The 11,725-nt window shown below is 75.5% G+C and carries 11 protein-coding genes; 5 read left to right on the top strand and 6 right to left on the bottom strand.

Features of this window, described 5'->3' with window-relative positions:
* Nucleotides 1-892: 892 nt before the first annotated feature.
* The 3 genes from D459_RS0111190 to D459_RS0111180 all read left to right on the top strand — a co-directional run bounded on the left by D459_RS0111190 (nucleotide 893) and on the right by D459_RS0111180 (nucleotide 2,947).
* A complete protein-coding gene (locus D459_RS0111190) occupies nucleotides 893-1,333 on the top strand; it encodes an ester cyclase (RefSeq protein ID WP_017593096.1) in 441 nt (146 codons plus the stop codon).
* A 118-nt stretch (nucleotides 1,334-1,451) separates the two neighbouring features.
* Nucleotides 1,452-2,216, top strand: coding sequence for a pyrroline-5-carboxylate reductase (locus tag D459_RS0111185; protein WP_017593095.1), 765 nt, complete (start codon nucleotides 1,452-1,454; stop codon nucleotides 2,214-2,216).
* A gap of 104 nt (nucleotides 2,217-2,320) precedes the next feature.
* Nucleotides 2,321-2,947 carry a hypothetical protein gene (locus D459_RS0111180; protein ID WP_017593094.1) on the top strand — a complete coding sequence of 209 codons (627 nt, stop codon included), beginning with the start codon at nucleotides 2,321-2,323 and terminating at the stop codon, nucleotides 2,945-2,947.
* A gap of 24 nt (nucleotides 2,948-2,971) precedes the next feature.
* Here the strand turns inward: D459_RS0111180 and D459_RS0111175 are convergent, their stop codons facing one another.
* Complete coding sequence (locus D459_RS0111175) at nucleotides 2,972-3,922, bottom strand: GlxA family transcriptional regulator (protein ID WP_206540767.1); 951 nt, start codon at nucleotides 3,920-3,922, stop codon at nucleotides 2,972-2,974.
* 70 nt (nucleotides 3,923-3,992) lie between these two features.
* Here D459_RS0111175 and D459_RS0111170 point away from each other — a divergent pair, with 70 nt between their 5' ends.
* Nucleotides 3,993-4,832 (top strand): alpha/beta fold hydrolase, encoded by an 840-nt coding sequence (locus D459_RS0111170; protein ID WP_241484999.1) that lies wholly within the window; start codon nucleotides 3,993-3,995, stop codon nucleotides 4,830-4,832.
* A 250-nt stretch (nucleotides 4,833-5,082) separates the two neighbouring features.
* Nucleotides 5,083-5,958 (top strand): alpha/beta fold hydrolase, encoded by an 876-nt coding sequence (locus D459_RS0111165; RefSeq protein ID WP_017593091.1) that lies wholly within the window; start codon nucleotides 5,083-5,085, stop codon nucleotides 5,956-5,958.
* Between the two features lie 120 nt (nucleotides 5,959-6,078).
* Here D459_RS0111165 and D459_RS0111160 read toward each other — a convergent pair whose 3' ends face one another.
* The 5 genes from D459_RS0111160 to D459_RS0111140 all read right to left on the bottom strand — a co-directional run bounded on the left by D459_RS0111160 (nucleotide 6,079) and on the right by D459_RS0111140 (nucleotide 11,506).
* Nucleotides 6,079-7,020 carry a PfkB family carbohydrate kinase gene (locus tag D459_RS0111160; RefSeq protein WP_017593090.1) on the bottom strand — a complete coding sequence of 314 codons (942 nt, stop codon included), beginning with the start codon at nucleotides 7,018-7,020 and terminating at the stop codon, nucleotides 6,079-6,081.
* 219 nt (nucleotides 7,021-7,239) lie between these two features.
* Nucleotides 7,240-8,136 carry a carbohydrate ABC transporter permease gene (locus D459_RS0111155; RefSeq protein WP_017593089.1) on the bottom strand — a complete coding sequence of 299 codons (897 nt, stop codon included), beginning with the start codon at nucleotides 8,134-8,136 and terminating at the stop codon, nucleotides 7,240-7,242.
* A complete protein-coding gene (locus D459_RS0111150; RefSeq protein ID WP_017593088.1) occupies nucleotides 8,133-9,098 on the bottom strand; it encodes a carbohydrate ABC transporter permease in 966 nt (321 codons plus the stop codon). Before D459_RS0111150 ends, D459_RS0111155 begins: the two co-directional genes overlap by 4 nt.
* A complete protein-coding gene (locus tag D459_RS0111145; RefSeq protein ID WP_051065408.1) occupies nucleotides 9,095-10,420 on the bottom strand; it encodes an ABC transporter substrate-binding protein in 1,326 nt (441 codons plus the stop codon). Before D459_RS0111145 ends, D459_RS0111150 begins: the two co-directional genes overlap by 4 nt.
* A gap of 81 nt (nucleotides 10,421-10,501) precedes the next feature.
* Nucleotides 10,502-11,506: a zinc-dependent alcohol dehydrogenase family protein gene (locus D459_RS0111140; RefSeq protein WP_017593086.1), complete on the bottom strand. Its 1,005-nt coding sequence runs from the start codon at nucleotides 11,504-11,506 to the stop codon at nucleotides 10,502-10,504.
* Nucleotides 11,507-11,725: the final 219 nt, after the last annotated feature.

Below are 11,725 nucleotides of genomic sequence, written 5' to 3'. Positions count from 1 at the left end.
CGCCCGGGGCGCCTTATCCCATATGCCGGGTCTACAGCGAGGAACGGGCGGCGGTGGGGGCACCCTGCACACCTCCGCAGCACCCCGATTACATCTACCAGCGAGTAGTGAGCCCTGAGGCCCCCACCACCCCCTCTCCGGTTACCCAGAGTCGCCAAGACGGGGCCTTCCGGCAGGGCAAATACGACATCTCGCCCCCACTCCGCCTCTGCCCGGGTTCCGGCCCCCTGCCTCCCGGCCTTCCGGGCCGCTCGAACTCCCACCACCGGCCCGATCGGGGCCGTTCGGGCCGCCAAGCGGCCGATCCGGGCCGGGATGCGCGCCCGGGAATCACCGGGGTGCTCTCGCGGTGCGCAGGGCACCCCACACCACCATCACCCTGCGTATTCACCCAGGTCAGAAGGGGCAGCGGCTTCAAGGGCAGCCGGCCCCGCCGCCCGGGCGGCGCGGGCACGGCGAACCCGCCTCCTCCGCCCGCCCCGACCGGCCCCACCCGCTCTGCCGCGCCCGACCGACCAGCCGGTCTCCGCCGCCGCCGTCGCTGCCCGCTTGCACCCCGCCCCGCGAGACGCCGCACCCGGCTGGGGCACCGGGCCCTGCCCCTGCCTGCGCCGTCGCCGCCTGCTTGAACCTTCGCTCCGTGGGGCGCCGCACCCGACCGACCAGCCGGTCCCTGCCGCCGCCCTCGCTGCCTGCCTGAACCTTCACCCCATGGAGCCTGCACCGGACCGACCAGCCGGTCCCCTGCCCGCCCTCGCTGCCGGCTTGAACCGCCACCCCGTGGGGCTCCGCGCTCGGCCGGGGGGCTCGGGCCAGGCTCCGGCAGGGCCGCAACGTCAAGAGCATCGCCCTCGGACGGCCGGTTGTCGGCGGCGGCTGGTACCGCTGGGGCATGGACGAGACGGCGGCACGCGAACTGTACCGGCGCTGGCTCCCCGGGATGTGGGAGGCGCCGACTGAGGAACTCGACCGGATCGCCGGCGAGCTGTTCACCGATGACGCGGTGGGCCACTGGCCCGGCCGCGACGTGCACGGCCCGGCCGGCATCGCCGAGCAGATCCGCACGACGCACGCGATGTTCACCCGGATCGGCACCTCCGTGCGGGTCGGGCCGGTGGTCGGCGCCGACGGCCTGATCGCCGCGCAGTGGCTGTTCACCGCCGACTACGCGGAAGGGGTGCCCGGGGCGACCGCCGCCCCCGGGACCCGGGTCCGCTATCCGGGCGCCGACTTCCTCCGCGTCCGCGACGGCCGGTTCGCCGAGTACTGGGTGGTCGGCGACACCATGGCCCTCATGGCGCAGCTCGGCGCCCTGGGGTCCGAGGCGGGCTGACCGCCTCCGGGGCGGGACCGGCAGGACCGGCGGGCCCTCGGCCCCGCCCGCCCCCTGTTCACGCGGCGGCCGCGCACCGCAGCGCCGGCCGCCGGCACGACGACGGTGAGGAGACGCAGTGGAGCACATCGGGATCATCGGCGTGGGCGAGATCGCCCGGGCCATCGTGGAGGGGCTGAGCGGCGGGGTCGCGGAGCCCCCTCGGATCCACCTCTCGCCGCGGGGCGCCGCCACCGCCGCCGAGCTGGCCCGGCGGTACCCGAACGCGGAGGTACGCGCCGACAACCAGGACGTGGCGGACCGCTCCGACGTGCTGATCCTCGCCGTCCGCCCGCAGGACGCCGCCGAAGCCCTGGCCGGGCTCCGGGTCGACGGCGACCGGGTCGTGGTCAGCGCCATCGCCGGCATCGGCATCGGCGAGCTGCGCCGGATGCTCGGCACCGGCGCCCCCGTGGTGCGCACCATCCCGATGCCCGCCGTGCGCGAGCGCCGGGCGGTCACCGTCGTCCACCCCTCCCACCCGGTGACCGATGCGCTCTTCGACCGCCTCGGCGGGGCGCTCCCGGTCGCCGACGAGGCGGCCTTCAGCGTCTTCTCCACCCTGACCGGCACGCTGAGCAGCCACTACCGGTACCTGGCCGTGCTCACCGAGTGGGCCGCCGCCCAGGGCGTCCCCGCCGAGGAGGCGGACCGCTACGTGCGCGGCCTCTTCCAGGGGGTCGGGCGCGCCCTGGGGGACGGGACGCGCTCCCTGCAGCAGCTCGCCGGCGACCACGAGACGCGCGGCGGGAGCAACGAGCGCATCCGCACCACCTGGTTCGACGCGGCCAACTCCGAGGCGCTGACCAGAGCGCTCGACGGGCTCCTGGAGCACCTCCGGTAGGCGGTGGAGCGCAGGCCGCCTCGCTCCCCGGTCGGGTCCGCGGGTAACGTGCCCGGAGCGCCGCGGCACCGGGCGCGGCGACCGGTCTTCGACGGAGGAGCACGATGGCATCCGGGGCGTCCCCCGAGGCGGAGCGCGGGCGGCGGCCCGCGGACGGCGAGAGGTTCCAGAAGAGGCTGACCTGGATCTGCCTGGGGTTCGTCCTCGCGGGCCCGGTGCTCGGCTTCGCCGCCGCCCTGCCGGGCGCGGCCGAGGTCTACCCGTCGGAGTACATGCTCCCGGTCGCGCTGGGCGTGATGCTGGGCCTGATCGGCCTGGGCCTGCTGATCGCCGCGTGCGCCGGCCTGTACGTCATGGCCGGGTGGGGGGCGACCCCGTTCGGCGCGGTCCTCGTCGCCGGCATCGGCGTGCTGGGGTACGGGATCGCCGGGGGCGGCGACGGGTGGCGCGACGCCGGCACCGCCCTGCTCGCGGTCTCCTGCGCCGCCTTCTGGGCGGCCCCGTCGTTCTCCCCGCGCGCGAAGGCGAAGTCCCGCGGGCGCTCCGGGTCCGGTTCGCTCAAGGGCGCCGGCATCGGCGGCGTGCTCGGCGCCGGCGCCCTGATCGCCGCCGCCGGCCATGTCGCCGGCGTGTGGTGGCTGCTGCTCTTCGGTGCCCTGGCGGTGGGCAGCGCGGTGGGTGCCGGGATCGCCGTCCGGCGGGCGGGCCGCCGGAGCCCGGGCCGGGGGTGAGCCGGCGGCCCGCGGCCGCCCCCGTCAGGTCTCGCCGAAGAGCCGCCGGTAGGCGCCGGGCGTGGTGCCCAGATGGGTCCGGAAGCGGCGGCGCAGGTTGACCGCGGAGGCCAGGCCGACCCGGGCGGCGACGGTCTCGACCGGGAGGTCGGTCTGCTCCAGCAGGATCCGCGCCGCCTCCAGCCGCCGGGCGAGCAGCCACTGCCCCGGGCTGGTGCCGAGCTGCTCGGTGAACCGCCGGCTGAGGGTCCGGCCGGACACCCCGGCGCGCTCGGCCAGCCGGGCGAGGGTCAGCGGGGCGCCCAGGCGGGCCTCGGCCCACTCCAGCAGGGGCGCCAGCGACTCGTCCGCCCTGGCCGGGGCGGGCGGCGCCGCGTACTGGAGCTGGCTGCCCTCCCGGTGCGGCGGCAGCACCATGTTGCGGGCGACCCGGGCGGCGTAGGCCGCGCCGTGGTCGGAGCGCACCAGGTGCAGGCAGAGGTCGATGCCGGCGCCGGATCCGGCGCTGGTGGCCACGTCGCCGTGGTCCACGTAGAGGACGTCCGGGTCCACCCGCACCTCGGGGAAGGCGGCGGCGAGCTGGGCTGTGCGGCGCCAGTGGGTCGTGGCGCGGCGGCCGTCGAGCAGCCCGGCCTGGGCGAGGACGAACGCGCCGGTGCAGATGGCGACGATCCTGGCCCCGCGCCGGTGGGCGGCCCGCAGCGCCCCGGTCACGGCCGGCGGCACCGGCGCGCCGGGCGGCCGCCGGCCGGGGACGACCACGGTGTCGGCCTCCCGCAGCGCCTCCGGCCCCGCCTCGGCGAGCATCGTGAAGCCGGCGGTGGTGGGCAGGGGCCCGGGGCGCTCGGCGCAGACCGAGAACTCGTATCCGGCCGGGGCGTCCGGCAGGTCGGCGCCGAAGACCTCGGCGGCGCAGGCGAGCTCGAAGGACGGCTGGGGCGGGCTGACCAGGGCCACCACACGGTGAAGACTCATGGCCACAATGTACCCACAGGTGTCTTTCCAGACTCTGTGCCGGGAGGGCGGCCGCGGCCACAGTGGTCCCATGAGCGAAACCACTGAGACGGCCGTGTCGAGGGCCTCGGTCCGGGTCGGCGACGAGGAGGCCAGCCACCTGGTCGCCGGGCGGGAGGGCCCGGCCGTGCTGCTGCTGCACGGGACCTACTGGAGCCGGGTGTGGGCCCCGGTCATGGGCGGCCTCGCGCAGGCGGGGCTGCGGCCCGTCGCGGTCGACCTGCCCGGGCTGGGGCGCTCGGGCGGGGAGCTCGCCCGGGAGGCGGCCGATGTCCCGGCCCTCGCGGGCTGGGTGGCCCGGTTCGCCGCCGAGCTGGGCCTGTCCGGGCCCGTGGCGGTGGCCGGCCACGACATCGGCGGCGCCGTCGCCCAGTACCTCCTCGCCCGCGGCCCGCTGGAGGTGTCCCGGCTGGCCCTGGTCAACTCCGTCACCTACGACTCCTGGCCGGTGCCGGGCGTGGCCCGGTTCCGGGACCCCGGGGCCGCCGCGTCGATCACCGCCGAGGAGTTCCTCGCCGCCCGCAGGAAGGCCGTGACGGCGGCACTGGGCGGCGCCGCGACCGAGCGGCTGATCGCCGAGTACCTGGACCCGTGGAACGACCCGCGGGTGCGCCGCTCCTGGATGGCCCTGGCGGGCGCGGCCGACAGCCGGCACACCCTGGACCTGGTCCCCGCGCTGCGGCGCTCGGCCGCGCCCAAGCTGCTCGTCTGGGGCGAGGACGACGGCTTCCAGAAGGTGGAGTACGCCGAGAGGTTCGCCGCGGAGATCCCCCGCACCGACCTGGTGCGCGTCCCCGGGGCGGCGCACATCCCGATGGAGAACGCCCCCGACCTGGTCGCCCGCGTGCTCGCCGACTTCTTCACCGGGTAGGGGCGGAGCGGCCGGGCGCGGACGCGCCCGCGCCCGGCGGCGCAGAACTGAGCGGCCGCCGTCCCGCTCTCCCCTCCGGCCGCGGCCCCTCGGAGGCGGAGGCCCGGGCCCTTTCCGATCCCGGGCGGACGCGTGCCCCGATTCCCCTTTGACACCCTTTCCTCGCCTCTCTAAGTTATTTCCTAGATGTCCTAGGCAGAGAGATCGGGCTCCCCCGCCGGGCGGGGCCGCAGGAGGAAGGACGGACGACATGGCCACCGGAACGACCTCGGCGCCCGGGACGGGTACCCTCCCGGTGCCGGGGGCCGACCTCCACTACGAGGTGCGGGGGCGCGGGCCGCTCCTCGTCCTGGTGCCGGGAGGGGCCGGCGACGCGGGCATGTACGCCGGGCTGCTCCCGCACCTGGCGGACTCCTACACGGTCCTCACCTTCGACCCTCGCGGCTTCACCCGCAGCCCGGTCCGCGGGCCCGGGGGCGACCAGCGGCCCGAGGTCTGGGCCGACGACGTCGGCCTGCTGATCGAGCGGTTCTCCCCCGGCGAGCCGGCCCGGGTGGTGGGCAACAGCTCCGGGGCGATCGTCGCCCTGCACCTGCTCTCCCGCCGCCCCGGCCTGGTCCGCAGGGTGGTCGCGCATGAGCCGCCGCTGCTCCGCCTCCTCCCCGACCCCGAACCGCACCGGCGCCTCTTCGCCGAGGTCCGGGACGTGTTCCGGGCCGACGGGGCGGACGCGGCGATGGCCCGGTTCAGCGCCGGGCTCGATGGTGGGCGCGGCGGCCACGGCGGCGGGCGCGTCCCCGAGGAGGAGGAGCCGCCGGCGGCCGGCCTCCCGCCGGAGATCCGGGAGGCGGCCGCCCGGATGCGGGAGAACACCGGCGTCTTCCTCGGGCGGATGCTGGTCCCCTTCTCCTCCTCGCTGCCCGACCTGGATGTCTTGGCGGCGAACGCCGGCCGGCTGGCCCTGGCCGCCGGCCGGGACTCCCGGTCCCAGGTGCCGCTGTACGGCCCCGCGCGGGCCCTCGCCGACCGCCTGGGCTGCGCCTTCGCCGAGTTCCCCGGCGGCCACCTCGCCGCCGTCGAAATCCCGGGCGACTTCGCGCGGCGGCTGCTCCCGCTGCTCGGCTGAGCCCGCCGCCCCTCCCCTCCGCGCCCTCCGGCCCCTCCGGTTCCGGCGCCGCGGGCGCCCGGGCGTGCTCCGCGCCGTCGGCGCCGCCGGCACCGCCCCGGAGGCGGAGGCCGCGCCCGGTCAGTCGCCCTTGCGGAGCCGGTCGACCTCGTCCCGGGTGGGCGGGGCGGCGCCGGGGCGGGTGCAGGCCAGGGCGGCGGCGGCCGCGGCGAACTCCAGGGTGTCGGCCACCGTGCCGGCGTCCAGGCCGGCGAGGGCGGCGGGGCCGGCCAGCAGGCCCTTGGCGTCCAGGTCGGCCAGGACCGCGCCGATGAACGCGTCGCCGGCGCCGACGGTGTCCACCACCTGCACGGCGGGGGCGTGCGCGCGCAGCGGCGGTTCGCCGGGCAGCAGGGCGACCGCGCCTTCGGCGCCGAGGGTGACCACCGCCAGGTCGAGGCCGTGCTCGTCCTGGAGGGCGCGGGCGGCGTCCACCGGGTCCCACTCGGGGTAGAGCCAGGCCAGGTCGTCCGCGCTGGCCTTGAGGATGTGCGCGACGTCGCACCAGGCCCGCGCCGAGGCGCGGTAGGCCTCCCGGTCGGGCAGGACCGAGGGGCGGACGTTGACGTCGTAGCAGACCGCGGTCTCCGCGCGGCGCCCCTGGAGCCAGGAGCGGAGCACCGCGGCGCCGGGCTCCAGCACCGCGGCGAGGGTGCCGGCGTGCACGCAGGCGCCGGCGGTGTCGGCGGGCAGCTCCTCGGGGGACCACTGCCAGTCGGCGGTGCCCTCCAGGTAGAAGGAGTACTCGGCGGACCCGGCGCCGTCGAAGGAGACGAAGGCGAGCGTGGACGGCTCGGCGGCGTCCACCGCCAGGCCCAGGTCGACGCCGTTGTCCCGGAGGTGGGCGCGGAGCATCCGGCCGAAGTGGTCGCCGGAGAGCCGGCAGAGCAGCGGCGCGGCGGTGCCGAGCCGGTTGAGGGCGACCGCCGCGTTGGCGGCTCCCCCGCCGGGCAGCGCCCGCCAGTCCCCGGGCCGCTCTCCCGGGATCATGTCGACCAGGGCCTCACCGCAGACGATGACCATGTGACTCCGTGACTCCTCGCGGCCTGCGGCCCCGCCCGCCCGGGGCGGGGCCTCGTGGTTCCACCGGTCCGACCCTAAACCGTCGCGGGGAGGCGGGCCGGGCGCCGGCGGTGGCCCCGTTCCGGCCGCCGGCCCGCCCGGCGGCGGGCGGGCCGGCGGTTCCCCGCGGGGTCGGGGCGGGGGTCGGCGGGCGCGCCGGGGCGCCGGCGCGCCCTGCCGTCATTTCACCGCGCCCATGGACAGGCCGCGCACCAGCTGCCGCTGGGCGATCCAGCCGACCACGACGATGGGCAGCGACGCCATCACGGCGGCGGCCGACAGCTGGGCGACGAACAGCCCCTCGCTGGTGATGAACCCGGTCAGGAAGACCGGGACGGTGGCGGCCTGGGAGGCGGTCAGGTTCACCGCGAAGAAGAACTCGTTCCAGGAGAAGATCATGCAGATCAGGGCGGTCGCGGCGATGCCGGGCGCCATGATCGGCAGCATCACCGACCACAGGATCCGGGGCAGCCCGGCGCCCTCCACCCGGGCCGCCTCCACGATGGCGACCGGGACCTCCAGGAAGAACGAGCGGAGCATCCACACCGCGATCGGCAGGTTCATCGCGGTGTAGAGCACCACCAGGGTCCACACGTTGTCCAGCACCGACAGCTCGGCGGCGGCGACGTAGATCGGCACCACCACCGCCACCACCGGCAGCATCTTGGTGGAGATGAAGAAGAACAGCACGTCCTGGGTGCGCTTGACCGGTTCCACCGACAGGGCGTAGGCGGCGGGCAGGCCGAGCAGCAGCACCAGCACCGTGGAGGCCACGGTGGCGGTCAGCGAGTTGCCCAGGTAGGGCAGGAAGTCGGCGCCCAGCACCGCGGAGAACCGGTCCAGGGTGGGCTGGAAGAGCAGCGTGGGCGGGTCGGTGGCGGCCTGGTTCTCCTGCTTGAACGCGGTGAGCAGCAGCCACAGCGCCGGGGAGACGAACGCCAGGCCGATGGCCCAGGTGAGCACCGTCAGCGCGGCGCCCCCCGCACCGGAGCGGCGGCGGCGCGGGGCCCGGCCCGGGGCCGGGGCGGTCGGGGCGGACCCGCCTGCGGCGGGGCGCTCGGGGGCGTGCGCCGTCATTTGGCCTCCTGGGCGCTCATGAAGGTCCGGAAGATCAGCCGCAGCGCCAGGGTGGCGACGATGATGGTGCCGGCGACCACCACCACGCCCATCGCGGCCGACTGGCCGATGTCGAACCCGAGGAACGTGCGCTGGTAGATGTAGAAGGGCAGGTTGGAGCTGGCGGTGCCGGGGCCGCCCTGGGTGAGCATGTAGATCGTGTCGAAGGTGTTGACCACGTAGATCGAGCCGAGCAGCACGCCCAGTTCGATGTAGCGGCGCAGGTGCGGCAGGGTGATCCAGACGAACATCTGCCACCGCGACGCCCCGTCGACCTGGCCGGCCTCCAGCACGTCGCCGCCCTGGCTCTGCAGCCCGGCCAGGACCAGCAGCATCATGAACGGGGTCCACTGCCAGACCAGGGCGACCACCACGGACAGCACCGGGTACTGCGAGGCCCAGTCGACGTCGCCCGCGCCGAACGGCGAGAGCACGAAGTTCACCAGGCCGAACACCGGCTCCAGCATGATGTGCTTCCACAGCAGCGCGGTGGCCACCGGCAGGATCAGGAACGGGGTGATGATGAGGGTGCGCACCACCCCGCGGCCGGCGAATCTCCGGTCCAGCAGCAGCGCCAGGCCGATGCCGAGCAGCATCGAGGCCACCACGCAGGAGGCGGTGACCGCGATGGTGTTCAGCGCCGCGCCGAGGAACTGGGAGTCGGTGAGGACCGCCGCGTAGTTGGCCAGGCCGACCCAGGCCTGGGAGTCGGGGCGGAGCAGGTTCCAGGAGCGCAGCGAGTAGACCACCGTGGCCAGGAACGGCAGCTGGGTGACGGCCAGGGTGAAGACCAGGGCGGGCAGCAGGGGCGCGCGGCGCCTCCAGCCGTCGGCGCGCTCCGCCGCCCGGGCGCCCCTCCTCCCGGCGGGCCCGCCGCCGGGCTCCGCCGCGGTGCGCCGCGCCGGCGCGGTCGCCGCGCTCATCGGCCGTCCTCCTTGTAGGTGTCGCCCACCGACTGCGCGTACTCCTGGCTCTGGGCCAGCGCCTCCTCGACGCTGATCTGCCCGGCGATCGCGGCGCTGAGCTGCTGGCTGACCCGGGTTCCCAGGTCCTGGAACTCGGGGATGGCGAGGAATCCGACGCCCTCGTAGGGCACCGGGCGCAGGCCGGGGTCGGCCGGGTCGGCGCGCTCGATGCCGTCCAGCATGGTGTCGGCGTAGGCCCCGGCGGCCTCCTGGTACTCGGGGACCTCGAAGGTGGAGAGCCGGTTGCCCGGGGGCACCCGCTGCCAGCCGTACTCGTCGGCGACCAGCCGGATGTAGTCCTCGTCGGTCATCCACTCCAGGAACCGCCACGCCTCCTCCTTGTGCTCGGAGGTGGCGGGGATCCCCAGCGACCAGGTGTAGAGCCAGCCGCCGTAGTCGCTCTCGGCGACCGGGGCGGGGGCGTAGCCGTTGCGCCCGGCGACGGTGCCGGCGTCCTCGTCTTCGATGGTGCTGACCATGGAGGTGGAGTCGTAGAACATGGCCGCCCGCCCCTGGGCGTAGCGGTTCAGGCAGTCGCCGAAGCCGCTGTTGGCGGCGCCGGGCTGGCCGTGCTCGCGGACCAGGTCGACGTAGAACTCGGCGGTGCGGCGGAACTCCGGGGAGTCCAGTTCGGCGTTCCAGTCCTCGTCGTACCAGCGGCCGCCGAAGGTGTTGAGCATGGAGTTGAACGGGCTGAGCATCTCGCCCCAGCCGGCCAGGCCGCGCATGCAGATGCCGGAGACCCCGGGTTCGACGCCGTCCAGCTCCTCGGCGAGCGCGGCGACCTCGTCCCAGGTGGGGTTCTCCGGCATCTCCACGCCGGCCTTCTCGAACAGGTCCGTGCGGTAGGCGAGGAAGGAGGACTCGCCGTAGAACGGGACCGAGTACATGTCGCCCTCGTGGGAGAGGTCGTCCCGGATGGAGGGGATGAAGTCCTCGTCGTCGTAGCCCTCGGAGGCGTCGATGTAGGGCTGGAGGTTCTCCAGCCAGCCGTACTCGGCCCACTGCCGGGTCTCGTAGTTGCTGATCATGACGGCGTCGAACTCGCCGCCGCCGGTCGCCACCGAGGTGGTGATCTTGGCGCGGGCCTCGTTCTCCGGCAGCGAGACGAAGTCGACCTCGATGCCGGGGTTCTCCTCGCGGAACCGGGATTCCAGGGAGATCGCGTCCTGCATCTGCGGGTTGGACACGATCGCGATGACGAGCCGGACGCCGTCGCCGTCCGCGGCGACGGCGCCCGCCCCGGCGCATCCGGCGAGCAGCGCCCCCGCGGCGGCCATCGAGGCGGCCGTCCGGGCGGTGCGCAGGGTCGTTCGCACGGTGGTGCCTTTCTCCTGGTGGGGGGGTTGTCCGGGGCGGGCTCAGATCGCGGCGCCGTCCGGCACCACCTGGACCTTGACCCCGGTGCCGGAGCGCATCATCTTCAGTGCGTCGGGGAACTCCTCCAGCGCCGGGGCGTGGGTGAGCAGCGGCGCGGTCTGCACCGCCCCGGCGGCGATCAGGTCGAGGGCGGCGCCGAAGCTGTTCAGCACCGCCATCGACCCGACCACGGTGATCTCGTCGTTGTAGATCCGGAACGGCGACAGCGAGACGCGGGCGTCGTCGGCGGCGACCCCGAAAACGAGCAGCCGGCCGCCGCGGCGGAGCGCGCCGAAGGCGGCCTCGATGGCGGCCGGGGCGCCGGTGACGTCGATCGCGGCGTCGAAGGCCTCGCCGTCCAGCTCCGCGGTGCCGGCGGCGGTGGCGTCGGCGCCCAGCCCGGCGGCGACGGCCAGCCGGTCGGTGTTGCGGTCGACCACGGTGACCCGGGCCCCGGAGCGCTGCAGCAGCTGCTGCAGGAGCAGGCCCATGGTGCCCGCGCCGACGACGAGGAACCGCTCGCCGGCCTGCACGCCGATCCGGCGGACGCCGTGCACCGCGCAGGAGAGCGGTTCGACCAGGGCGCCCTGGCGCATGGTCATGCCGTCGGGCATGCGGTGGCAGTTGACCGCGGGCACCGCGACGTACTCGGCGAACGCGCCGTCGACGGTGTCGCCGATCGCGCCCCAGTTGGCGCAGAGGTTGCCCCGGCCGGCCCGGCAGTAGGAGCAGTGGCCGCAGTAGAGCGAGGGGTCGACGGCGACCCGGTCGCCGGGGCGCAGCCCGCCGGGGGCCCGCTCGCCGACCGCGACCACCTCGCCGGCGAACTCGTGCCCGGGGACCAGCGGGTAGGGGCTGGGCGGGAACTCTCCGTCGGCGATGTGCAGGTCGGTGCCGCAGATCCCGCAGGCGCCGACGCGGACGACCACGCCGTCCGCGGCGGGGGCCGGATCGGGCCGCTCCCCGACGGTGATCGATCCGGGCTCGGTGATGATGGCCGCTCGCACGGGGCTGGCTCCTTCGGTGTTTCGGCTGGGTACCGCCCGGGTCCGGGCCGTGGGCGCCCGGCCGGCTCCGCCGGGCGCCCGGGCGGGCGGTGCGGAGGACGGGCCCGCGCCACCCCTCGCTCAGATGAGCGAGCTGGATCACATTTGTCGTCGCTCATTGAAGACCCGCCGGAAACCGGATGTCAATGGTTGCGTCACAATCGAGTAGAGTTGCGCTCA

This window comes from Nocardiopsis potens DSM 45234 (assembly GCF_000341105.1).
In the GTDB taxonomy this organism is placed as follows: Bacteria; Actinomycetota; Actinomycetes; order Streptosporangiales; family Streptosporangiaceae; genus Nocardiopsis_A; species Nocardiopsis_A potens.
This window is presented reverse-complemented; position numbering and strand designations above follow the sequence as displayed.